Below are 21,550 nucleotides of genomic sequence, written 5' to 3'. Positions count from 1 at the left end.
AAGCGATTGCACATGCCGTCCCCCGGCAGACAGGGTGCGTGGGTCAACCCATGACCCGCGTCTGCGAGGAGTCGCCGTGCAGCAGTCCGAGATCTCCGTGGCGGACAAGGACGCCGGGCCTTACGGCATCACGGCCGGGCCCGACGGCGCGCTGTGGCTCACCCTGGTGCACAGCGGCCGTATCGCGCGTCTCACCCTCGACGGCAAGCTGACGGAACACCCCCTGGACTCACCGGCCTGCGGCCCCACGGTCATCGCCCCCGGACCCGACGGCGCGCTGTGGTTCACCCGGTCCCGGGACCACCGGATCGGCCGCATCACCACCGGCGGCGAGGCGGAGTCGTTCCCCGTACCGACGCCCGGCAGCGGACCCTTCGGTATCACCGCAGGTCCGGACGGTGCGCTGTGGTTCACGGAGATGAGCACCGACCGGATCGGCCGTATCACCGTCGGCGGGGAGATCACCGAGTTGGCGCTGCCCGTCGCCGGGGCCTTTCCTTCGGCCATCACCGCGGGCCCGGACGGGGCGCTGTGGTTCACCCTGAACCAGGCGAACGCCATCGGCCGCATCACGGTCGGCGGCGACGTCGCCATGCACCCGCTCCCCACCCCCGGCGCCGCGCCCGTGGGCATCACCAGCGACGGCACGGCCCTGTGGTTCGTCGAGATCGCGGCGGGTCAGATCGGCAGGATCTCGGTGACCGGCGAGATCACGGAGTTCCCCCTCCCCGACCGTACGGCCAAGCCCCACGCGATCGTGGCGGCGGGCGCCGGGGACTGCTGGTTCACGGAGTGGGGAGCCAACCGGATCGGGCACATCACCGGGACGGGCACGATCACGCCGTACGACCTCCCGACCCCCGGGTCCGAGCCGCACGGCATCACCGTGGGCCCCGACGGCGCGCTCTGGGCGGCCCTCGAATCGGGCGCGGTCGCCCGGCTGGCCCCGTAGCCCCGCACGCCCGCACGCCCGCACGCCCGAAGCCGAGTAAGCCCGTACGCCCGCGCTACTCCGCCGGGTTCCGGTCGCGTTCCGTCGAGTACAGGTGGCTGTCGCGGAACTGCGTCGCCGCCAGCGTGCGGCCGACCAGGATCACCGCCGTGCGGACCACGCCCGCCGCCTTCACCTGGTCGGCGATGTCGGCGAGCGTGCCGCGCAGGATCAGTTCGTCCGGGCGGCTGGCCATCGCCACCACCGCCGCCGGGCAGTCGGGACCGTAGTGCGGGAGGAGTTCGGCCACGACGCGGTCGACGTAACGGGCCGCGAGGTGCAGCACCAGCAGGGCGCCGCTGCGGCCCAGCGTCGCCAGGTCCTCGCCGGGCGGCATCGGGGTGGCCTGCTGGGCGACGCGGGTCAGGATGACCGTCTGGCCGACGGTCGGCACGGTCAGCTCCCGCTTCAGCGCGGCAGCCGCGGCTGCGAACGCCGGTACGCCGGGGACGACTTCGTACGGGACGCCGAGCGCGTCGAGCCGCCGCATCTGCTCGGCGACGGCGCTGAAGACCGACGGGTCGCCGGAGTGCAGCCGGGCCACGTCCTGGCCGTTCTCGTGGGCGCGGGCCAACTCCGCCGTAATACCGTCCAGATCCATCCGCGCGGTGTCCACGAGCCGGGCGCCCGGCGGGCATTCGGCGAGCAGTTCGCGCGGTACGAGGCTGCCCGCGTACAGGCACACCTCGCACGCGGCGAGCCTGCGGGCGCCGCGCACCGTGATCAGATCGGCGGCGCCGGGGCCCGCGCCGATGAAGTACACCGTCATCGTTGGTCTCCTACGGCCGTGTCGCTCGTGCGTTTCGTGACGGGGGATTTCGTGACGGGGGATTTCGTGACGGCGGGTTTCGTGGCAGCGGGTTTCGTGACGGCCCACTGGGTGACCGGCATCGCCTGCCGCCACCCGGTGAACCCGCCCACCGGCACGGCGTGGGCGACGGCGAGCCGCGTCAACTCCCCGCCGTGGCGCCGGTACCAGTCGGCCAGCAGTGCCTCGGACTCCAGCGTCACGGTGTTCGCGACCAGCCGCCCGCCGACCCGCAGCGCGTCCCAGCAGCTCTCCAGCAGACCCGGCGCCGTCAGCCCGCCGCCGACGAACACCGCGTCCGGCGGCGGCAGTTCGACCAGTTCGGCCAGGGCGGCGGGCGCGGCTCCGGTGACGACCCGCAGGTCGGGGACGCCGAGCGCCCGCGCGTTGCGGCCGATGCGCTCCGCGCGCGCCGGGTCGCGTTCCACCGACACCGCGCGGCAGGACGGGTGCGTACGCATCCACTCGACGGCGATCGAACCCGACCCGCCGCCCACGTCCCACAGCGACTCGCCGGGCGCGGGTGCCAGCGCGGCCAGCGTCGCGGCGCGCACATGGCGCTTGGTGAGCTGGCCGTCATGCTCGTACGCGGAGTCCGGCAGCCCCGGCACGGCGCCGAGCCGCGGCGCTGTCGGGTCGCGGCGGCACTCGACGGCGACGACGTTCAGCGGATCGCCCTCGGGCGCCGACCAGTTGGCGGCGGTTCCCTCGACGCACCGCTCGTCCGTACCGCCGAGCTGTTCGAGCACCCGCAGCCGGCTCGGCCCGTAACCGCGCTCCCGCAGCAGCTCCGCCACCTCGGCGGGTGTCGCGGCGCCCGCGCTCAGCACCAGGACCCGGCGCCCGTCGTGCAGCGCGGCGGTGAGCCGGTCGGCGGGCCGGCCGACCAGGGTGACGACGTCGGTGTCCTCCACCGGCCAGCCGAGCCGGGCGCAGGCGTACGACACGGACGACGGATGCGGCAGGATCCGCAGCGCGGCGGCGCCGACGGTCTCGGTCAGGGCGCGGCCGATGCCGTAGAACATCGGATCGCCGCTGGCCAGGACGCAGACGGCGCGCCCCGCGTGGGCGGCGAGCAGGCCGGGGACCGCGGGCCGCAGCGGCGAGGGCCACGGGACCCGTTCGCCCGCGCACTCCCCGGGGAGCAGGTCGAGCTGGCGCGGCCCGCCGATCAGTACGTCGGCGCCGCGCAGCGCCGCCCGCGCCGGGTCGGACAGTCCGCGCCAGCCGTCGGCGCCGATCCCTACGACGGTCACGGCGTCGGCGTCGGTAGTAGTAGTCGGTGGGCGGCTCACCTGGGAACTCTAACGTGGGGCCGGTCAGCCGCCCGACGCGCGAAGGTGGTCCCACGAGCGCTTCGGGAAAACGCGGCGTGCCGAAGAAGCTGGACGCGGGAAGCATTCACCCGCCTCTTTTCGGGAAGGGCAACGCCATGAAGCTCACAGTCCTCGGAGCGACCGGTGGTGTCGGGCGGCAGATCGTCACGCACGCGCTGGCGGACGGACACAAGGTGACGGCCGCCGTACGGGATCCGGCACGGCTCGGCGTCGAGCACGCGGACCTGGAGGTCGTACGGGCCGACGCGCTCGACGCCGCGTCCCTGCGGGACGTGGTCGACGGCGCGGACGCCGTGCTGTCGGGGATGGGCCAGGCGGGCCGCAAGGACCCGCTCAAGCCCGCCTCGGCCTCGGCGCGCGCGGCCGTCGAGGCGATGCGCGCGACCGGTGTACGCCGTCTGGTGGTGGTCAGCGCGGCGCCGCTGAACCGTACGGGAGCCGGCCAGCAGTGGCTCACGCACAAGCTCGTCATGCCGGTCATGTGGGCGGCGCTCAGGGAGCTTTACACCGACCTGGAGACGATGGAGCGGACCCTGCGGGACAGCGGACTCGACTGGACGTCGGTCAGGCCGCCCCGGCTGACGAACGCGCCGGGCAAGGGCACGTACCGGCACGCCGTCGAGGCGGGCCCGGCGGGTTCCGCGATCAGCCGCGCGGATGTCGCACGGGCCATGCTGGACTTCGTTACGGTTCCGGAGACGGTCGGCCACGCGGTCGGCGTCAGCAACTGACTCGACAGCGACTGTCGGCGGCGGAGGGCGGGGGACGGCGGATGACCACGCGGCTGACGCTGATCTCCCCCGCCATGACGACGGCGCTGCGCGAGGCGCGCTTCAGCACGGACGACGCCGGGTTGGACGCGGCGGCCGTCGCGGCTGCCGGCCCGTTCGTGGCGGGCTCCTTCGCCGCAGGCCGCGCCGAGGTCTGCGTATCCCCGTCGCCGCGCTGCGTCCGTACAGCCGAGGCGCTCGGCCTGGTGGCCGTACCACTCCCCGCGCTCGCGCCGTGCGCGGTGGGCCGGTGGCAGGGCAGCACCCTGGACGAAGTCGCCGCCGCCGAACCGGAGTCGGTGGCCGCGTGGCTGGCGGACCCGGCGGCGGCGCCGCACGGCGGGGAGTCGCTTGCGGCGCTGCACGAGCGCGTCGGCGCGTGGCTGCGGGAGCTGACGCCGACGGGCGGCCGGGTCGTCGTGGTGGCCGAGCCGGACGTCGTACGGGCGGCCGTCGTCCTGGCCGTCGGCGCACCGGCATCGGCGTTCTGGCGGATCGACGTACGGCCGCTGACCGCGACGGAGCTGAGCGGACGGAACGGCCGCTGGAACCTGCTCAGCGGCCGTTCGCTGTCCTCTGATGGCTGATGATCACTGATGGCTGACGGCTGATGGCTGATGGCTGACGGGACCGAGCAAGACTGACGCGCGCTGCCGCTGGTCAGCGGCGGCGGCTCGGGGACTTCGCCCGGTCCAGAGCGGCCACACCCACCGCCGCCAGGACGATCTGGATGATCCACTCGATCCAGTCGGGTCCGTCCGTGTCGGCGACGCCGATACCGCTCGCGATGGCGGAGCCGATCAGCGCCGCGACGATACCGATGATGATCGTCCAGATCACCCCGATGTGCTGACGGCCCGGTACGACCAGCCGTCCCAGAACACCGATGATGATGCCGATGATGATGGCCGCGATGATGCCGGAAATCTCCATGTCCGCTCCCTCTTCGCCGCACCCGCAACGCGCGGTGGCGTGCATGCGAACATGTGCCCGCTGAAACTAGTTTCACGCAGGGGGCGCACGGCGGGGGCGCGTTATGGCGAGCGTCGCGGAGCGCGGCACGGAGCGCGGCACGGAGCGCGCTACGAGGCTTGGTGGCGCTCCCGCCAGTCCCGTACGACCTCTTCGACGTCGTACGGCCTGATGCCCAGCACCGGACCCGGCGGCGGTTTCGCCAGGCACGCGGCGATCTTCTCGTTGATCTCCGCCAGGATCTCTCTGACCTGCCGCTCCGAGCGGGCCGCCCGCGCGTCGACGAGCGCGTCCTCCGCCTCCTTGCGCAGCATGAGCGTGGGCGGGAGGTAGGAGAGGTTCTCCCGGCGCATCTTGTCCTTGACCCACCACAGCTCGTCGTACGGGGCGTTCGGCGAGGCCAGCGGCTTGCCGAGGCCCGGCAGGTCGGCGAAGGCGCCGCGCTCCTCGGCCTCCCTGATCTGCCGGTCCGCCCAGCTCTCGAAGCTCACGCCCGGTGGCTTGCGCTCGGTCATCCCCGGTCCTCCGCTACGTAGCGAGATACGCCTCCATCATCACCCGGACCGGGGCGGCGGCGGAAGGAGCCCCCGACGGACGACGGATCGGGCTCTCCGGCTACGGGCCCACCCAGTCCGGGTCGCGGCCCGTCAAGCCGAGCAGCGCGGCGAACGGCCCCGCTTCGGCCGGCACCGGCACTTCTGCCCCGAAGACCCCCATCGTGCGGGCGGTCGGTGCCAGCGCCGCGTACTCGGCGCAGAGTACGTCCACGAGCGCCGGATCCAGCTCGTACGGCTGTCCCGTCGCGCGGGCCAGGTCCCACCCGTGGACCATCAGATCGCCGAGCCCCATCGCGCCGATGGTGCGCGACGGCAGCCCCATCCCCTGCGAGACGCCGTCCTCGGCGCCCGGCGCCTCCCAGGCCAGCACGAGCCGGTCCGTCTCGGCCGCGAACCGCTCGCGCCAGTCCCCGGTCAGCGGCGGCGGCGCTGAGCCGAGATCGGCCGGCTCCTTGGCGGCGAGCGCCCGGAAGGCGACCACGATCTGGAGGAGGTGCGCGGCGAGCGCGCGGACGTCGTACTCACCGCACGGAGTGGGCGCCGTGAGCTGGTCGTCGGTGATGCGGCGGACGACGGGGACGGTACGGCCGGCCGCCGAGCGCAGCAGCTCGCTGATCTTCTCGGTCATGGGCACGAGCCTAGGGAGCGGACAGCCCGGCGTATTGAAGAAACGCGACATAGGATCGGTTCCATGGCTGGTCCACGGCGTGACACCCGGGGCATCGTCGACGCCCAGGAGCTCTTCGCGCAGGTACGGTTCCGCCGCCGCGAGCCCGCAGCGGCGCTGCGGCCGTATCTGGAGCACTACTGGCTGATCGACTGGGATCTGAGCCGGCCGTACGTCTCCCATCTCGTACCGCACCCCTCGGTGAACGTGGTGTTCCAGCACTTCGGGGAGCAGGAGCCGTTCGGGGAGGTCGCGGGCATCGGCCTCGGCCTGTTCACGCAGAAGCTGGAGGGGCGCGGCCTGGTGCGCGGGGTGCAGTTCAGGCCGGGCGGTTTCCGGCCGTTCGCGCCGCGGTGGCCGGTGTCGCGGTGGACGGGGCAGCGGCTGCCGGTGGCGGAGGCGTTGCCGACGACGGAGACGGACATCGCGACGATCCTGGCGCCGCCGGGTGACGAGGCGGGCGAGGCGGGCGAGGCGGGCGACGACGCCGCCGTAGCAGCCCTCGACACGTACCTCCTGGGCGTAGCTGATCTCGGCGAACCCGGCGAACCCGCCGAACCGGCCGAGCCGGCCGAGCCCGACCCGCAGGTCGCGCTGGCGATGCGGCTGGCCGACCGGATCAGGACGGACCGCACGGTCCGCCGGGTGGCGTCGCTCGCGGAGACGGAGGGGATCTCGGCGCGCTCGCTGCAACGGCTGTTCGCGACGTACGTGGGGGTGGGCCCCAAGTGGGTCATCCTGCGCTACCGCATCCATGAGGCGCTGGAGCGTGCCGAGTCGGGCCAGGGCCCCGGGGGTGCGGGCGGCGCCGAGGTGGACTGGGCCGAGCTGGCGGCCGAACTCGGCTACAGCGACCAGGCCCATCTCGTACGGGACTTCACGGCGACGGTCGGGGTGCCGCCGACGGCCTACGCGCGCTGACCGCTCGTACCGCCGCTGGTGTCGTCGCTCGTGTCGTCGCTCGTGTCGTCGCTCGTACCGTCGCTGGTGCCATGGCTGGTGACTCCGAGGGCGCCCGCCCCGGTCGCCGCCGCGTGGCGCAGGACGCGCAGCGGGCCCGCCAGCAGCTCGGCGGAGTCGAAGTCGGCGGGCGCGGCCGACATGGCCGACAGCCAGGCGTCGATCCTGGCGAGCACTTCGGTACGCCGTGGTCCCGTGACCGCGAGAACGGCCTCCGCGTGCGGCAGCACGCCACGTACCTCGTCGGCCCGCAGCAGGAAGTCCCCGAAGGAACCGGGCAGTTGGGCGGCGGCCTCGGCGCCGAGACCGTGGTAGAGCGCGATGGCGGGATCGCCGCCGGGTACGGACACGACGAAGCGCGCGTCCGGCGCCGCCGTCCCGCCGCCCGCGTCCCGCAGCAGGTCGACGCTCGCCTCCTTCATGGCGGCGACCGCCGGAGCGGTGGGCCCGCCGCTGCGCGCGAACGCGTCGAACCGGCGGGCGGCTGCCGTCGGACCCGGCGTGAAGTACGGTGCGCGGTCGCCGCCTTCGAGCCACCAGCGCAGATCGTCGGCGTACCCGTCCGGCACGCTCCACGCGCCCTCGGTGTCGCTGAACCGCAGCGGCAGGGCCGCGACGTCACCGTCCGGTACGGCCCCGACGGTCCAGACGCCGGAGCGGAAGCCGGTTCGGCCCATGTGTCAGACCCCCCACCTAGAGTTTCGTGACATGGAGATCAAAGCACCGCGGGTACGGCTTGATCCATGGTCCGAGGGGGATCTCGACCTGCTGCGCGGAATGAACGCCCCGGAGCTGATGGCGCATCTCGGCGGTCCCGAGACGGCGGAGCAGGTGCTGAAGCGCCACCGGCGCTATGTGGAGCTGAGCGCCGACCGTACGGGCAAGGGCAGGATGTTCCGCGTCGTGCTGCTCCCCGAGGACGGCGGTCCCGAGAACGGCGAGGGCGAGAACGGCGAAGGCGAGCGGCCGGTCGGCACGGTCGGCTTCTGGGAGCAGACCTGGAACGGCGAGGCGGTGTACGAGTCGGGCTGGGGCGTCCTCACGGCGTACCACGGCAAGGGCATCGCCCCGGCCGCGACGCGGGCGGTCGTGGACGAGGCCCGCGCGGCCCGCAAGCACCGCTTCCTGCACGCGTTCCCGTCCGTCGACAACGCCCCGTCGAACGCGGTGTGCCGCAAGGCGGGTTTCACGCTCCAGGGGGAGGCGGACTTCGAGTACCCGGTGGGCCACCCGATGCGCTGCAACAACTGGCGCCTCGACCTCACCACTCTCCCCGGATCAGTTGTCTCCGCTCAGTAGGCGTACGCGTCACCCGTGGCCGGTACGAGCACCCGGTGCCTGTTGTTGTCGGGGTTGCGGTCGCTGGCTCCGCCGTTCCACACCGTGTCGATCTGTACGACCGCCTCGTCCGGATCGCCCACGGTCCGCAGCGCGATGTCGGTCTCGCCGCCCCGCCCGACGGCCCGGAGCCGCCCGGTGCGGCACAGGACGGTCCGGTCGCCGGCCCACAGGCAGTTCGCGGGCAGCTCCTGGCCGCGCACCAGCGGCACCGAGAAGTCCAGCCGTACCGTCGCGTCGGCGACCGGCGAAGGGCCGTGGTTCTCGGAGGCGACCCGGACCCCCAGCTCGCCGCTCCACAGCGACACCCGCCCGTGGTGCGCCACATCGGCCTCGGGCGCGATGCCGACCCCGGGCGCGCTGCCACCGGCCCCCGTACCCGCGCCCGAGTCGGCCTCAGCCCCCGCCCCGGCGCCCAGCACCACCAGGGTCATCGCGGACACCACCACCAGCAGCGACTTACGCATTGGAGTCATGGCGGGAGGGTACAGATGATCACACCGCAACCCTGACCATCCGTCAGCCCGGCGCGCCCGCGATCACCCGCATGGCACGCTGTCCCCATGTACGTCCTCCGGTCCGCCGCCTTGTTCGTCGTCGCCGCCCTCTTCGAGATCGGCGGCGCCTGGCTCGTCTGGCAGGGCGTGCGCGGTGACGGCAACAGCGGCGGCCGCGGCTGGGTCTGGATCGGCGCCGGGGTCATCGCCCTCGGCGCGTACGGCTTTGTCGCCACCCTCCAGCCGGACGGCCAGTTCGGCCGGATCCTCGCCGCCTACGGCGGGGTCTTCGTGGCCGGCTCGATCCTCTGGGGCGTGGTCGCCGACGGCTACCGGCCGGACCGCTGGGACATCAGTGGTGCCGTGGTCTGCCTGCTCGGCATGGGGCTGATCATGTTCGCCCCCCGAGGGCACTGAACTCCCGCCGCCCTCCCCGTTTATCCTGGTCGGCACAGCCGCAGCCAGCACATCACCCCCATGCGCGAGGAGCACGCCATGACCGCCGCCGGTCCCCGCATCGCCGTCGTCACCGGAGCGAGCAGCGGTATCGGCGCCGCCACGGCCCGCCAACTCGCCACCGCCGGATACCACGTCGTCGTCACCGCGCGCCGCAAGGACCGTATCGAGGCGCTGGCCGCCGAGATCACCGACGGCGGCGGGCAGGCCACCGCGTACGCACTCGACGTCACGGACCGCGCCGCCGTCGACGCGTTCGCCGCCGACCTCGGCGACTTCCCGTCCGTGGACGTGCTCGTGAACAACGCGGGCGGCGCGCTCGGCGCCGATCCGGTGGCCAGTGGCAGCCCGGCCGAATGGCGCCAGATGTACGAGACGAACGTCATCGGCACGCTCAACGTCACCCAGGCCCTGCTCCCCGCGCTCACCGCGAGCGGGGACGGCACGGTCGTCGTCATCTCCTCCACCGCCGGCCTCGCGACGTACGAGGGCGGCGCCGGTTACGTAGCGGCCAAGCACGGCGCGCACGTCCTCGCCGAGACGCTGCGGCTTGAGATCGTCGGCACCCCGGTGCGGGTGATCGAGATCGCCCCCGGCATGGTCAGGACCGAGGGCTTCGCCGTCACCCGCTTCCACGGCGACACGGAGAAGGCGGCGAAGGTCTACGCGGGGGTGGCCGAGCCCCTCACGTCCGACGACGTGGCCGACACGGTCACCTGGGCGGTGACCCGTCCCAGCCACGTCAACATCGACCTGCTGGTGGTCAGGCCGCGCGCCCAGGCGTCCAACTCCAAGGTCCACCGGGAACTCTGAAGCGCGCCCGGCACGCGGCTCAGCCCTTCACGCACACGACCTGCTTGAGCTTCGCGACGACCTCGACCAGGTCGCGCTGCTGCTCGATGACCTGCTCGATCGGCTTGTAGGCGGCCGGTATCTCGTCCACCACACCCGAGTCCTTCCGGCACTCCACCCCGCGCGTCTGGTCCTCCAGGTCCCGCGTCGAGAAGCGCCGCTTCGCCGCGTTCCGGCTCATCCGGCGGCCCGCGCCGTGCGAGGCCGAGTTGAACGCCGCCGCGTTCCCCAGGCCCTTCACGATGTACGAGCCCGTGCCCATCGAGCCCGGGATGATCCCGTACTCGCCCGAGCCGGCGCGGATGGCGCCCTTGCGGGTGACCAGCAGGTCCATCCCGTCGTAGCGCTCCTCGCTGACGTAGTTGTGGTGGCAGGAGATCACGTCGTCGAAGGTGACCTTCGCCTTCCGGAACTCCCGCCGGATCACTTCCTGGGAGAGCGCCATCATGATCGCGCGGTTGTGCTTCGCGTACTCCTGCGCCCAGAACAGGTCGTTGCGGTACGCCGCCATCTGCGGGGTGTCGGCGACGAACACGGCGAGATCGCGGTCGACCAGGCCCTGGTTGTGCGGCAGGGACTGCGCCGTGCCGATGTGGTGGTCGGCCAGCTCCTTGCCGATGTTCCGCGAACCGGAGTGCAGCATGATCCACACAGCGCCGTCGGGGTCGCCCGAGTCGACGCACAGCTCCCAGAAGTGGTTCCCCGAGCCCAGCGTCCCCATCTGCTTCGTGGCCCGCTCCTGACGGAACTTGACCGAGTCCGCGACGTCGTCGAACCGGTCCCAGAAGCCGTCCCAGCCCGCCGCCACCCCCGGCAGCCCGTACAGCCGGCCGGGATCCACCGGATCCGCGTGCATGCCCCGGCCCACCGGAATGGCCTGCTCGATCTTGGAGCGGAGCCGGGACAGGTCGCCCGGCAGGTCGTTCGCCGTCAGTGACGTACGGACCGCGGACATCCCGCAGCCGATGTCGACGCCCACCGCTGCGGGGCAGACCGCGCCGTGCATGGCGATGACGGAACCGACCGTCGCCCCCTTGCCGTAGTGGACGTCCGGCATCACGGCCAGGCCCTTGATCCAGGGCAGCGTGGCGACATTCTCCAACTGCCGCATCGCGACGTCCTCGACCGACGCCGGGTCGGCCCACATACGGATCGGAACCTTCGCTCCGGGCAGCTCCACGTACGACATGATTTCCTCGATTCCCCCGAAAATTCTTGAAACGCAAAAACCGGCACGATGGCTGCGCAAAGGGACAGCCGACCAGCGTCGACGGCATCGCGTGCGATAGACATTGTGTCCATCGGCTGTCGTACGACGGCAAGCCGTTTTCGCGCGGAGCCCCGCGCGGAACCCCCGCACGCAAGGGAGCCCGGGACCGTGCAGCGAAAGGCGCGAAAGGCGTACGTACCCGGCGCGGCGGTGCTGCTCGTGGCACTCGCCGCCGGCTGTACGTCCGGCGACGGGACCGACGGCACCGCCACCGACGCCAAGGCGGGCGGCCCGACCATCTCGGCGGCGGCGCCCGGCAAGTACCGCACGCTGCGCGAGCCGTGCGGCTCCGTGCCGCGCTCGACGCTGAAGACGCTGCTGCCCGGTATCGCGACGCTGCCCAAGGACCAGCAGGAGAAGGCGTACCAGGGCACCCCGGCCGTGACGTACGACACGGACCGCAGGGTCGGCTGCTCCTGGAAGTCCGACTCCCCCGACGAGTCGTACCAGCTCTCGGTCGACGTCGAGCGCGTGGTGTCGTACGACCCGACGGTGAGCGACGCGGACCAGGCGCAGGAGATCTACGCGAAGAAGCAGGACTCGGCCCATCTGCCGTCGCCCACCACCTCTCCGGCGCCGGGCGCGAGCGCCTCGACGACGCCCCCCGCGGGCGGCGCGACGGGCGGCAGCACGGGTGGCCCGGCGGGCGGCAGCACGGCGCTGACGGGGTCGGCCCCGGGTGCCGTCGCAGGCTCGGCCTCCGCATCAGCCCCCGGGCCGGGCTCCGGATCGGCCTCCGCTTCCGCGCCGGACTCGCCGTCCCCGTCCACCCCGCCCGGCGGGTCGGAGGAGAGCGACGCTCTCGAACCGCGCCAGTTGGACGGTCTCGGTGACGTGGCGTTCCTGAACGATGTCCTGGGCGGCAGCGGTTCGACCGTCCAGTCCCGCAAGGTGAGCGTGGTCTTCCGCACATCCAACGTGATCGTGACGATCGGCTACACCGAGCAGCCCGGCCGGATCGGCGAGGTCCCCGACAGCAAAGAACTGCAGGAAAAGGCGCGGGGACTGGCCAAAACGCTCGCCGGGCAGTTCAACGAATAGCGGTCCGTGGCCCCCGCACGGGTCCGCCGCCCGCGAGCGGCGGAGTCCGGTTCCCCGGCACGCGGACGTGCCGGGGCGGTTACCGTGGCCGATCGGACCGTACGACCAATGACTGAAGGAACCATGCGCCGATCAGCTTCGCGACTCCCCCGCATTCTCGCCTGCGCAGCCGTTCCGGTGATGCTCGTCGTCGCCGGCTGCTCGTCCGGGTCGGACGACAAGAGCGACGCGGACGGATCGACCAAGACCTCTTCTTCCTCCCAGCCGGCCCCGTCGGTCGCCCCCGCCAAGTTCACGACGCTGCCCGACGCGTGCAAGACCGTCGGCGCGAAGACGATCGGCTCGCTCGTACCGAAGGCCAAGTCCAAGACCGGTACGCAGGGCAAGTCGACGGATGTCGCCACTCGCGGCGCCTGCTCGTGGAACGGCCTGGACGACAACGGCGTCAAGGGCTCGCAGTACCGCTGGCTGGACGTCTCGCTCATGCGCTACGACTCCGACGTGACGGTCGGCAGCGGTGCGTCGCGCGCGGGCAAGTTCTACGCGGAGGAGATCGCGGACGCGCAGGGGACCGTCGGCGCCAAGGGCGTGAAGACGGCGCCGGCGGCCGGTATCGGCGACCAGGCGTCCACGGTCACGTACACCCTGAAGAAGACCGGCGAGGACTTCTCGTACGCGACGGTCGTGGCCCGTACGGAGAACGTCGTGGTCACCCTGACGTACAACGGCGCGGGGTACGCGGGCGCGAAGTCGCCGAGCGTGGCGGACGTGTCGAAGGACGCGGCGAAGGCGGCCAAGGAGGCGGTCGCCGCGGTCTCGGGGAGCGCCCCCGCGTCCGGTTCGGGCTCTGACTCCGACTCCGGTTCGGGCTCCGGTTCGGGCTCCGGTTCGGGGTCTGGGCATTCGCCCGAACCCGGCAAGTCGACGTCGGAGAAGCCCGCGAAGCCTTCCTCGTCCCCCTCCCCGAAGCCGAAATCGTCCACCGGCGACGCGTAACCGCCGGACCGGCTCTTTTCCGGTTCTTTCGACTGGGCCCGGCCCGTCCCGTACGGCCGGGCCCACCGCCCAGCGAAGCGGCGACCGCACACATGTGCCAGGCTGTGCCCGCGAGATGTCGGGCAGTCGAGCCCTGATTCGAGTACGAGGAGGGGATCGCGGGTGGCCGCGATGCAGCTCACACGCACGCACCGCATACTCATCGGCGTGGTGATCACCGGTGCGGTGATCATCGCCGGGATCGGTTTCGCGGGTTCGTACGCGGCGGTGCGCGAACTCGCCGTGGAAAAAGGCTTCGGGAACTTCTCGTACTTCTTCCCCATAGGCATCGACGCGGGTATCTGCGTCCTGCTGTCGCTGGACCTCCTCCTCACCTGGATCCGGATCCCGTTCCCGCTGCTGCGCCAGGCGGCCTGGGTCCTGACGGCGGCCACGATCGCCTTCAACGGCGCCGCCGCCTGGCCGGACCCGCTGGGCGTCGGCATGCACGCCGTGATCCCGCTGCTGTTCATCGTCGCCGTCGAGGCCGCGCGCCACGCGGTCGGCAGGATCGCGGACATCACGGCCGACAAGCACATGGAGGGCGTGCGGCTCACCCGCTGGGTGCTGTCGCCCATACCGACGTTCAAGCTGTGGCGCCGGATGAAGCTGTGGGAGCTGCGGTCGTACGAGCAGGTCATCAAGCTCGAACAGGACCGGCTCATCTACCAGTCCCGCCTCCAGGCGCGCTTCGGCCGCAACTGGCGCCGCAAGGCGCCCATCGAGTCGCTGATGCCGCTGCGGCTGGCGAAGTACGGGGTGCCGCTGGCCGACACGGCGCCGTCGGGCCTCGCGGCGGCCGGCATCGACCCGATGCTGCTGCCGGCGGCCCCGGCGGCCCCGGCGGTGGCGGAACTGCCGCAGGGGCAGGCGCAGATGCCGGTCCAGCAGCAGCAACTCCCGCAGCAACAGACTCAACAACAGCTTCCGCAGCAACCGCAACCGCAGCAGCCGCAGCAGGACTGGGCCCAGGAGCAGGAGTGGTCCCGGGAACAAGAGTGGCCCCAGGAGCAGGAGTTGACGGCCCAGGGGAACCAGGGCAGCCCCTGGTTCGCGGCGCCGCAGGTCCCTGAGGGGGCGTACGAGGGCGCGTACAACCCGACGTACGTCGAGGGCCTGGAACCGACCCCGGTGATGATCCCTCAGCCGCAGGGCCCCGAGGGCAACGGCCGCCGCCCGCTGCGGGTGCCGGGCCAGCGGTCGGAGGAGCAGTACGAGCAGCCTGCCGTACCGGAGCAGCAGGAAGCCGACGAACTGCCCACCCCGGCCTTGCCCGACGACCTGTCGAAGGACGAGGCGTACTACACCGCCTTCAACAAGTACGTGAGCGAGCACGGCGAGTTCCCCAACGCCCGCCAGTACGGCAAGTACTTGCTGGAGCTCTACGGCTTCAAGGGACGCAGCGGAGGCCCGCTCAGCGAGAGCACGCTCAGGGGCCCGCTGAAGGCGTACCGCGACCGCTACCAGGCGCAGTTCGCCGCAGGCGCCGACGAGTCCGAGTACATCGCGTAACCGCGACGCACCCGGACTCATGAAGAACCCTCAGGCGCCGAGCAGCTTGCGCACCCGGTCGGCGCCCACCGCCAGCAGCAGCGTGGGCAGCCGGGGCCCGGTGTCCCTGCCGACCAGCAGCCGGTAGAGCAGCGCGAAGAACGACCGCTGCGCGGTCTTCAGCTCGGCCGTCGGCTTGGCATCGGGCTCCAGGCCCGCGAGCGTCTTCGGTACGCCGTAGACGAGCGTCGTCAGACCGTCCAGCGACCAGTGGCTGTCCAGACCCGCCAGCAGCAGCCGCAGCGCCTCGCGCGCCTGCTCGTCCAGCGAGCCGAGCAGCTCCTTGTCGGGCTCGGACCTGACGATCGTCCGGGCCTCGGCGGGCACCTGGCTCGTGATCCAGTTCTCCGCGCGGTCCAGCCGGGGGCGCGCCTCGTCCAGCGAGGCCAGCGGGTGCGCGGGGTCCAGCTCGCTGAGGATGCGCAGCGTCTGCTCCTCGGCCCCCGCCGTGACGTCCACGACGGATGCGAGCGTCCGGTAGGGCAGCGGGTGCGGCGTGCGGGGCAGCTCGCCGTCGGCCGTGGACGCGGCGCGGGCGTACGCGGCGGCGTCGGCCGGGAGGACGGACCCGTCGGCGACCTTGCGCTCCAGGGCGTCCCACTCGTCGTACAGCCGCTGGATCTCCTGGTCGAAGGCGATCTTGAAGGACTGGTTGGGCCTGCGGCGCGCGTACAGCCAGCGCAGCAGCGGCGCCTCCATGATCTTCAGGGCGTCGGCCGGGGTGGGCACACCGCCCTTGCTGGACGACATCTTGGCCATACCGGAGATCCCGACGAAGGCGTACATCGGGCCGATCGGCTGCACGCCGTCGAAGATCTCCCGGACGATCTGGCCGCCGACGACGAACGAGGAGCCGGGCGAGGAGTGGTCGACACCGGACGGCTCGAAGATCACGCCCTCGTACGCCCAGCGCATCGGCCAGTCGACCTTCCAGACCAGCTTGCCGCGGTTGAACTCGCTCAGCAGCACCGTCTCGCCGAAGCCGCAGGCCGCGCAGGTGTAGGTCAGCTCCGTCGTCTCGTCGTCGTACGACGTGACGGTGGTGAGGTCCTTGCCGCAGTCCCCGCAGTAGGGCTTGTACGGGAAGTAGCCGGCGGAGCCGCCGCTGCCGTCGTCCTCGGCGGCGGCGCCGGAGCCTTCAGCGGCCTCCAGCTCGGCCTCCTCGGGCTTCTTCTGCTGCTGCTTGCCCTGACCGCCCTGCTTGGGCTTGTCCTTGGTGCGGTACCGGTCGAGGATCGCGTCGATGTCGCCGCGATGGCGCATCGCGTGCAGCACCTGCTCGCGGTAGACCCCGGCGGTGTACTGCGCGGTCTGGCTGATGCCGTCGTACGTGACACCCAGCTCGGCCAGGGACTCGGTCAGGGCGGCCTTGAAGTGCTCGGCCCAGTTCGGGTACGGGGAGCCGGCCGGGGCCGGGACCGAGGTCAGCGGCTTGCCGATGTGCTCGGCCCAGGACTCGTCGACCCCCGCGACGCCGGCCGGGACCTTGCGGTAGCGGTCGTAGTCGTCCCAGGAGATCAGATGCCGGACCTCGTGACCGCGCCTGCGGATCTCGTCCGCGACGAGGTGCGGGGTCATGACCTCGCGGAGGTTGCCCAGGTGGACCGGGCCCGAGGGGGAGATTCCGGAGGCGACGACGACCGGTTTGCCAGGCGCACGTCGCTCCGACTCGGCGATGACATCGTCCGCGAAACGGGAGACCCAGTCGGTCTCGGTGCTCTGAGCCACGATCGGCACGTCCTTCTTTCTCGTACGCCTCGGCCGCCTCGGCAACGGGCGAAGGCCATTCTCCCAGGTACCACCGACAGAGCGAAAACGGGTTGATGCCCCATGGGATACTGGGGAGACGATTTCCCGACGATTCCCCCGCCCCTCAACAGGAATGGAAGCCGGCCCATGGCCTCGGTCCCCTCCCTCGCCTCGACCGTCGATCAGCGCATCGCGGACGCCCTCTCGGCTGCCCTGCCGGAGGCCGGTTCCGCGGATGTCCTGCTGCGACGCAGCGACCGGGCGGATTTCCAGGCCAACGGCATCCTGGCGCTGGCGAAGAAGCTGAAGGGGAACCCGAGGGAGCTGGCGACAAAGGTCGTAACGGATCTGACCTCCCCCGACACCTCCCCGTCCAGCTTGATCAAGGAGGTCGAGGTCTCAGGGCCGGGCTTCCTCAACATCACGGTCGCGGACCGGGCGATCATCGAGACGCTGGCCGCCCGCGCGGCCGACGACCGGCTGGGCGTGCCGTACGCGGAGCACCCCGGCACGACCGTCATCGACTACGCCCAGCCGAATGTGGCGAAGGAGATGCACGTCGGGCATCTGCGGTCGGCGGTGATCGGCGCGGCGATGGTCGAGATCCTGGAGTTCACCGGCGAGAAGGTGATCCGGCGGCATCACATCGGCGACTGGGGCACCCAGTACGGGATGCTCATCCAGTACCTGATCGAGCATCCGCACGAGCTGGACCACGAGGGCGACGAGGTCGACGGCGAAGCCGCGATGTCCGCGCTGAACCGCATCTACAAGGCGTCGCGGGCGGTCTTCGACTCGGACGAGGCGTTCAAGGACCGTGCGCGGGACCGGGTGGTGGCCCTGCAGTCGGGGGACCCGGAGACCAGGGCGCTGTGGCAGCAGTTCGTCGACGAGTCGAAGATCTACTTCTACTCGGTCTTCAAGAAGCTGGACATGGAGATCAGCGACCCCGACATCGTCGGCGAGTCCGCGTACAACGACATGCTGGACGAGACGTGCCGGCTCCTGGAGGAGTCGGGTGTCGCGGTGCGGTCCGAGGGCGCGCTCTGCGTCTTCTTCGACGACGTGAAGGGCCCGGACGGCAACAAGGTCCCGCTGATCGTCAAGAAGTCCAACGGCGGGTACGGCTACGCGGCGACGGACCTGTCGGCGATCCGGGACCGGGTCCAGGGCATCGGCGCCTCGACGCTCCTCTACGTGGTGGACGTGCGGCAGTCGCTGCACTTCAAGATGGTCTTCGAGACGGCCCGCAGGGCGGGCTGGCTGAACGACGACGTCAAGGCGGTCCAGCTCGCGTTCGGCACGGTCCTCGGCAAGGACGGCAAGCCGTTCAAGACCCGTGAGGGCGAGACGGTCCGGCTGGAGGACCTGCTGGACGAGGCCGTGGAGCGGGCGACGGCAGTCGTCCGCGAGAAGGCCGAGCGGGCGGGCCTGGACGAGCGGGAGATCGTCGAGAACGGCCAGTACGTGGGCATCGGCGCGGTCAAGTACGCGGACCTGTCGACGTCGGCCGTCCGGGACTACAAGTTCGACCTGGACCAGATGGTCTCGCTGACGGGCGACACGTCGGTCTACCTCCAGTACGCGTACGCGCGAAACCGCTCCATCCTCCGCAAGGCGGGCACCACCACCCCCACCCCCCACCCGGAACTGACCCTGGCCCCGGCAGAACGCGCCCTGGGCCTCCACCTGGACGCCTTCGCGGCCACCCTCACCGAGGTCGCCACCGCGTACGAACCGCACAAACTGACGGCGTACCTCTACCAACTGGCCTCGCACTACGCGACGTTCTTCGAACAGTGCCCGGTCCTGAAGGCAGAAACCCCGGCCCAGGTGGAAAACCGCCTGTTCCTCTGCGACCTGACAGCCCGCACCCTGAAGCAGGGCCTCACCCTCCTGGGCATCCGCGCCCCCGAGCGCCTGTAACGCACGACATGGACCCGGACGCCCCGACAGCGTTCCTGCTGTACGCCCCGGCCTCGGACCCGCACGCCTGGCACCTGGACCTACCGGACCTGGGCGAGGCACTGCACCGCGCGTTCCCGCAGGCCCGCTCCAGGATCCGGGAGGAAGAACGCCTGTCGTTCTGGGTGGCGACGGATGACGGGGCTGAGTACGACGGCTCGGCGACCGTGTACGGGCGCGACTGCATCCTGCTCGCGGACAACACGGCCGCCCAGGCGGCGGAGTTCGTCCACTGGCTGCGTGACACGTACCTGCCCTCCCCCGCGCCGATCCGATTCAGCACGGAAGTCGCCGTGGAGCGCGGCATCGAGACCGACTGGCGGGTTCCGGCGGAGGGCGGCGTCGACCGGATCGCCGACGAACTCAGGCACCACATCCGGACGGTGGCGGGTCCGGAGGGGTGAGGTTGTCCGGTCGCGCGTCAGGCCGGGGGGATGTTGTGGTTCAGGCGGAAGGTGTTGTTCGGGTCCCAGGTTGCCTTTGTCCGGCGCAGGCGGGTGAAGTCCTCCTCGGTGTACGCGGTGCGGACGCCGTCGGGGGTCGTGTCCTGCACGCCCAGGAAGTTGAGGTTCGCGGCACCCGTCGACCACGGGGTCAGTTGGTGGTGCAGGGTTTGCCGGGCGGCCAGGGCGGCGGGGTCTTCTGCCGTTCCCGTGAAGAGGGAGAAGGCCGCGTCGCGGCCGCCCACCGCGTTGGGGACCGCCGGCGGGCAGGTGTACGCACCGCCGAAGTGGCGTAGTTCCGTTACGAAGGGGGCCTGCGACGCCGGGCCTGTGAGGGACAGGAGCGTGTCGATGCCGGTCTCGTCCGGGTGGTGGAGCAGGAGGTTGCGGTCGTAGCTGACGTAGGACGCGTCCACCGGTTCGTGGTGGATCGTTCCGACGTCCGCGTACGGCATGTCCCGCACCGTGTCGAGCAGTCGGGGGCCCAGCGCCCGCAGGGGGCGGATCAGGCGTTCGCCGTCCGCCGTGCGGGTCGGGGTGTCCGCCGAGTACGCGATCCGTACGTGCGTCACGAAGTGGCCCCGCAGCGGAGCCAGTTGCCCCGGCAGGTCCATGTCCGGGTAGCGGAGCAGCAGTACGGAGGACGCCATCTCCTCCGGCACCGTGCGCGTCCACCGCGCGTACGCGTGCAGGACGTCGGCGGTCGCTTCGCCGGGGAAGTACAGGCCGCCGCCGTACAGCCGGCCGACGGGGAACAGGTCGATCTCCATCTCCGTGACCACACCGAAGTTGTCCTTGCCGCCGCGCAGCGCCCAGAACAGTTCGGGATCGCTGTCGGCGGTCACCTGCCGCAACTCGCCCTCCGCGGTGACGACTTCGAGCCTGCGCACATGGTCCGCCGCGTACCCGTACCGCCGTCCCAGCAGACCCGCGCCGCCGCCGAGCGTGTAGCCGACGGCGCCGACGCTCGGGCTCGATCCGTTGAGCGGGGCGAGACCGTACGGGGTCGTCGCCGCGAGCACGTGCCGCCATCGGGCCCCGGCGGCGATCACCGCCGTGCGGCGCGCCGGGTCGACCCGCACCTGGTCCATCCGGCGCGTGGCGATCAGCACGCCGTCCTCCCCCGCCGCCACCGCAGGACCGTGCCCGGTCGCCAGCACCCCGACCGCCCGACCGGTTGCCGCCGCCCCCTGTACGGCGGCAACCGCATCGTCCGCGCAGGCCGCGCCCACCACGAAGGCGGGCCGGTGCTCGGCCGCGAGGTTCAGTCCCGCGCGCTCGGTGTCGTACGCGGGGTCGTCCGGCCCGAACACCGGGCCCGAGAAGTCGTTCACGCAGGCCACGTTAGGAAGTGCGGCGTTCCGCGTCTTGTACGAATCGGACACTGGTTCACTGGGGCCGTGGACGACTTCACCATCGACGAGAACCTGGTCCGCGCCCTGGTGCGCGACCAGCACCCGGACCTCGCAGAGCTGGACATACGCGAGGTGCCCGGCGGCTGGGACAACCAACTGTGGCGGCTCGGCGACGAGTTGGCCGTACGCATGCCACGCACCGAGCGCGCGCCCGGCCTTCTGCGCACCGAGTACCGCTGGCTGCCCACGCTGGCGCCGCGCCTGCCGCTCCCGGTCCCCACCCCCGTACGGATCGGTGAACCGTCCGCACGCTTCCCCAAGACCTGGACCGTCACGACCTGGGTCCACGGCGAACCCGCCGACCGCGCCCCCCTCACGAAAGACGCAGCCGCCGACGCACTGGCGGACTTCCTCAGCGCGCTCCACGAGAAGGCACCCGCCGACGCGCCGGTCAGTGCGGACCGCGGCGTTCCGCTCGCCACACTCTCCGGCGGCTTCCTGACGTCGCTCGACGACTTCCCCGAGTTCCCCGGCGTCCGCGACATCTGGCAGCAGGCCGTCACCGCCCCCGAGTGGCACGGGCCGCCGCTATGGCTGCACGCCGACCTTCATCCGGCGAACGTCGTGGTCCGCGACGGCACACTCGCCGGCGTGATCGACTTCGGCGACCTGTGCGCGGGCGACCCGGCGGTCGATCTCGCGGCGGCGTGGGTGCTGCTCCCCGAAGGGGCCGCCGGGCGCCTCTTCGACGCGTATCCGTACACGGACGACGCGCTGATCCGCCGCGCCCGTGGCCTCGCCGCCGCGAAGTGCCTCTTCCTCATCCGGATGGGCCGCAACGGCGACCTCGGCCTGCCGGGCGGCAAACCCGGCTGGGGCCCGGTGGGCCGCCGCGCCCTCGCCCGCGTCCTGGCCCGCAGGAGCTGACTCAGGAGC

At 71.8% G+C, this 21,550-nt stretch carries 23 protein-coding genes; 13 read left to right on the top strand and 10 right to left on the bottom strand.

Annotated elements, in window-relative coordinates; genetic code table 11:
• Positions 1–76 precede the first annotated feature (76 nt).
• Complete coding sequence (locus tag ACZ63I_RS32065) at positions 77–952, top strand: Vgb family protein (RefSeq protein WP_469342819.1); 876 nt, start codon at positions 77–79, stop codon at positions 950–952.
• Between the two features lie 55 nt (positions 953–1,007).
• Here the strand turns inward: ACZ63I_RS32065 and cobM are convergent, their stop codons facing one another.
• Together cobM and cbiE are read right to left on the bottom strand one after the other, a co-directional pair.
• Positions 1,008–1,760: a precorrin-4 C(11)-methyltransferase gene (gene cobM, locus ACZ63I_RS32060; RefSeq protein WP_469342817.1), complete on the bottom strand. Its 753-nt coding sequence runs from the start codon at positions 1,758–1,760 to the stop codon at positions 1,008–1,010.
• Positions 1,757–3,055: a precorrin-6y C5,15-methyltransferase (decarboxylating) subunit CbiE gene (cbiE, locus tag ACZ63I_RS32055; RefSeq protein WP_469342816.1), complete on the bottom strand. Its 1,299-nt coding sequence runs from the start codon at positions 3,053–3,055 to the stop codon at positions 1,757–1,759. The genes cobM and cbiE overlap by 4 nt, the downstream gene beginning before the upstream one ends.
• Before the next feature lie 176 nt (positions 3,056–3,231).
• Here cbiE and ACZ63I_RS32050 point away from each other — a divergent pair, with 176 nt between their 5' ends.
• Together ACZ63I_RS32050 and ACZ63I_RS32045 are read left to right on the top strand one after the other, a co-directional pair.
• Positions 3,232–3,867 carry an NAD(P)-dependent oxidoreductase gene (locus ACZ63I_RS32050; protein ID WP_469342815.1) on the top strand — a complete coding sequence of 212 codons (636 nt, stop codon included), beginning with the start codon at positions 3,232–3,234 and terminating at the stop codon, positions 3,865–3,867.
• A gap of 41 nt (positions 3,868–3,908) precedes the next feature.
• Entirely contained in the window at positions 3,909–4,493 is a 585-nt protein-coding gene (locus ACZ63I_RS32045; RefSeq protein WP_469342814.1) for a histidine phosphatase family protein, read from the top strand.
• Between the two features lie 73 nt (positions 4,494–4,566).
• On the opposite strand, the gene ACZ63I_RS32040 is transcribed toward ACZ63I_RS32045, so the two are convergent.
• The 3 genes from ACZ63I_RS32040 to ACZ63I_RS32030 all read right to left on the bottom strand — a co-directional run bounded on the left by ACZ63I_RS32040 (position 4,567) and on the right by ACZ63I_RS32030 (position 6,063).
• Entirely contained in the window at positions 4,567–4,839 is a 273-nt protein-coding gene (locus ACZ63I_RS32040; protein ID WP_469342813.1) for a GlsB/YeaQ/YmgE family stress response membrane protein, read from the bottom strand.
• Positions 4,840–4,988: 149 nt separating this feature from the next.
• Entirely contained in the window at positions 4,989–5,393 is a 405-nt protein-coding gene (locus ACZ63I_RS32035) for a DnaJ family domain-containing protein (protein ID WP_469342812.1), read from the bottom strand.
• A 100-nt stretch (positions 5,394–5,493) separates the two neighbouring features.
• Positions 5,494–6,063 carry a TIGR03086 family metal-binding protein gene (locus tag ACZ63I_RS32030; protein ID WP_469342810.1) on the bottom strand — a complete coding sequence of 190 codons (570 nt, stop codon included), beginning with the start codon at positions 6,061–6,063 and terminating at the stop codon, positions 5,494–5,496.
• A gap of 63 nt (positions 6,064–6,126) precedes the next feature.
• On the opposite strand from ACZ63I_RS32030, the gene ACZ63I_RS32025 reads away from it, so the two are divergent.
• Entirely contained in the window at positions 6,127–7,023 is an 897-nt protein-coding gene (locus ACZ63I_RS32025; RefSeq protein WP_469342809.1) for a DUF6597 domain-containing transcriptional factor, read from the top strand.
• Here the strand turns inward: ACZ63I_RS32025 and ACZ63I_RS32020 are convergent.
• The gene (locus ACZ63I_RS32020) at positions 7,011–7,739 is read right to left on the bottom strand and encodes a hypothetical protein (RefSeq protein ID WP_469342808.1); all 729 of its coding nucleotides are present in this window, start codon (positions 7,737–7,739) and stop codon (positions 7,011–7,013) included. The two genes, ACZ63I_RS32025 and ACZ63I_RS32020, sit on opposite strands and share 13 nt — an antisense overlap.
• Before the next feature lie 31 nt (positions 7,740–7,770).
• On the opposite strand from ACZ63I_RS32020, the gene ACZ63I_RS32015 reads away from it, so the two are divergent.
• Positions 7,771–8,361 carry a GNAT family N-acetyltransferase gene (locus ACZ63I_RS32015; RefSeq protein WP_469342807.1) on the top strand — a complete coding sequence of 197 codons (591 nt, stop codon included), beginning with the start codon at positions 7,771–7,773 and terminating at the stop codon, positions 8,359–8,361.
• Here the strand turns inward: ACZ63I_RS32015 and ACZ63I_RS32010 are convergent.
• On the bottom strand, positions 8,355–8,876 hold the full coding sequence (locus ACZ63I_RS32010; protein ID WP_469342805.1) for a hypothetical protein: 522 nt from the start codon (positions 8,874–8,876) through the stop codon (positions 8,355–8,357). The two genes, ACZ63I_RS32015 and ACZ63I_RS32010, sit on opposite strands and share 7 nt — an antisense overlap.
• An 87-nt stretch (positions 8,877–8,963) precedes the next feature.
• Between ACZ63I_RS32010 and ACZ63I_RS32005 the strand changes: the two genes are divergently transcribed.
• Positions 8,964–9,314 (top strand): YnfA family protein, encoded by a 351-nt coding sequence (locus ACZ63I_RS32005; protein WP_469342804.1) that lies wholly within the window; start codon positions 8,964–8,966, stop codon positions 9,312–9,314.
• Positions 9,315–9,392: 78 nt separating this feature from the next.
• Entirely contained in the window at positions 9,393–10,166 is a 774-nt protein-coding gene (locus ACZ63I_RS32000; protein WP_469342803.1) for an SDR family NAD(P)-dependent oxidoreductase, read from the top strand.
• Between the two features lie 19 nt (positions 10,167–10,185).
• On the opposite strand, the gene ACZ63I_RS31995 is transcribed toward ACZ63I_RS32000, so the two are convergent.
• On the bottom strand, positions 10,186–11,394 hold the full coding sequence (locus tag ACZ63I_RS31995; protein WP_469342801.1) for an RtcB family protein: 1,209 nt from the start codon (positions 11,392–11,394) through the stop codon (positions 10,186–10,188).
• A 189-nt stretch (positions 11,395–11,583) separates the two neighbouring features.
• Here ACZ63I_RS31995 and ACZ63I_RS31990 point away from each other — a divergent pair, with 189 nt between their 5' ends.
• The 3 genes from ACZ63I_RS31990 to ACZ63I_RS31980 all read left to right on the top strand — a co-directional run bounded on the left by ACZ63I_RS31990 (position 11,584) and on the right by ACZ63I_RS31980 (position 15,063).
• Entirely contained in the window at positions 11,584–12,516 is a 933-nt protein-coding gene (locus ACZ63I_RS31990; RefSeq protein ID WP_469342800.1) for a DUF3558 domain-containing protein, read from the top strand.
• 123 nt (positions 12,517–12,639) lie between these two features.
• On the top strand, positions 12,640–13,512 hold the full coding sequence (locus tag ACZ63I_RS31985) for a DUF3558 domain-containing protein (RefSeq protein ID WP_469342799.1): 873 nt from the start codon (positions 12,640–12,642) through the stop codon (positions 13,510–13,512).
• A gap of 162 nt (positions 13,513–13,674) precedes the next feature.
• Complete coding sequence (locus tag ACZ63I_RS31980; RefSeq protein WP_469342798.1) at positions 13,675–15,063, top strand: DUF2637 domain-containing protein; 1,389 nt, start codon at positions 13,675–13,677, stop codon at positions 15,061–15,063.
• A gap of 30 nt (positions 15,064–15,093) precedes the next feature.
• Here the strand turns inward: ACZ63I_RS31980 and lysS are convergent, their stop codons facing one another.
• Positions 15,094–16,839, bottom strand: a complete 1,746-nt coding sequence (gene lysS, locus ACZ63I_RS31975; protein ID WP_469342797.1) for a lysine--tRNA ligase — start codon at positions 16,837–16,839, stop codon at positions 15,094–15,096.
• Positions 16,840–16,998: 159 nt separating this feature from the next.
• Between lysS and argS the strand changes: the two genes are divergently transcribed.
• The gene (gene argS / locus ACZ63I_RS31970; RefSeq protein WP_469342796.1) at positions 16,999–18,777 is read left to right on the top strand and encodes an arginine--tRNA ligase; all 1,779 of its coding nucleotides are present in this window, start codon (positions 16,999–17,001) and stop codon (positions 18,775–18,777) included.
• Positions 18,778–18,785: 8 nt separating this feature from the next.
• The gene (locus ACZ63I_RS31965; RefSeq protein WP_469342794.1) at positions 18,786–19,220 is read left to right on the top strand and encodes a hypothetical protein; all 435 of its coding nucleotides are present in this window, start codon (positions 18,786–18,788) and stop codon (positions 19,218–19,220) included.
• 17 nt (positions 19,221–19,237) lie between these two features.
• On the opposite strand, the gene ACZ63I_RS31960 is transcribed toward ACZ63I_RS31965, so the two are convergent.
• Entirely contained in the window at positions 19,238–20,593 is a 1,356-nt protein-coding gene (locus ACZ63I_RS31960) for an FAD-binding protein (RefSeq protein ID WP_469342793.1), read from the bottom strand.
• A gap of 66 nt (positions 20,594–20,659) precedes the next feature.
• Here ACZ63I_RS31960 and ACZ63I_RS31955 point away from each other — a divergent pair, with 66 nt between their 5' ends.
• Positions 20,660–21,541 (top strand): aminoglycoside phosphotransferase family protein, encoded by an 882-nt coding sequence (locus tag ACZ63I_RS31955; protein ID WP_469342792.1) that lies wholly within the window; start codon positions 20,660–20,662, stop codon positions 21,539–21,541.
• Positions 21,542–21,550 lie beyond the last annotated feature (9 nt).

Source organism: Streptomyces sp. NPDC087906, from assembly GCF_055584925.1.
Note: the sequence above shows the minus strand (reverse complement) of the source record. Positions and strands in the feature narration are given on the sequence as shown.

Coding starts and splice junctions, on each gene's coding strand:
- cobM (WP_469342817.1), bottom strand. CDS start 1,760: ATGACGGTGTACTTCATCGGCGCGGGCCCCGGCGCCGCCGATCTGATC.
- ACZ63I_RS32050 (WP_469342815.1), top strand. CDS start 3,232: ATGAAGCTCACAGTCCTCGGAGCGACCGGTGGTGTCGGGCGGCAGATC.
- ACZ63I_RS32045 (WP_469342814.1), top strand. CDS start 3,909: ATGACCACGCGGCTGACGCTGATCTCCCCCGCCATGACGACGGCGCTG.
- ACZ63I_RS32040 (WP_469342813.1), bottom strand. CDS start 4,839: ATGGAGATTTCCGGCATCATCGCGGCCATCATCATCGGCATCATCATC.
- ACZ63I_RS32035 (WP_469342812.1), bottom strand. CDS start 5,393: ATGACCGAGCGCAAGCCACCGGGCGTGAGCTTCGAGAGCTGGGCGGAC.
- ACZ63I_RS32030 (WP_469342810.1), bottom strand. CDS start 6,063: ATGACCGAGAAGATCAGCGAGCTGCTGCGCTCGGCGGCCGGCCGTACC.
- ACZ63I_RS32025 (WP_469342809.1), top strand. CDS start 6,127: ATGGCTGGTCCACGGCGTGACACCCGGGGCATCGTCGACGCCCAGGAG.
- ACZ63I_RS32020 (WP_469342808.1), bottom strand. CDS start 7,739: ATGGGCCGAACCGGCTTCCGCTCCGGCGTCTGGACCGTCGGGGCCGTA.
- ACZ63I_RS32015 (WP_469342807.1), top strand. CDS start 7,771: ATGGAGATCAAAGCACCGCGGGTACGGCTTGATCCATGGTCCGAGGGG.
- ACZ63I_RS32010 (WP_469342805.1), bottom strand. CDS start 8,876: ATGACTCCAATGCGTAAGTCGCTGCTGGTGGTGGTGTCCGCGATGACC.
- ACZ63I_RS32005 (WP_469342804.1), top strand. CDS start 8,964: ATGTACGTCCTCCGGTCCGCCGCCTTGTTCGTCGTCGCCGCCCTCTTC.
- ACZ63I_RS32000 (WP_469342803.1), top strand. CDS start 9,393: ATGACCGCCGCCGGTCCCCGCATCGCCGTCGTCACCGGAGCGAGCAGC.
- ACZ63I_RS31995 (WP_469342801.1), bottom strand. CDS start 11,394: ATGTCGTACGTGGAGCTGCCCGGAGCGAAGGTTCCGATCCGTATGTGG.
- ACZ63I_RS31985 (WP_469342799.1), top strand. CDS start 12,640: ATGCGCCGATCAGCTTCGCGACTCCCCCGCATTCTCGCCTGCGCAGCC.
- argS (WP_469342796.1), top strand. CDS start 16,999: ATGGCCTCGGTCCCCTCCCTCGCCTCGACCGTCGATCAGCGCATCGCG.
- ACZ63I_RS31965 (WP_469342794.1), top strand. CDS start 18,786: ATGGACCCGGACGCCCCGACAGCGTTCCTGCTGTACGCCCCGGCCTCG.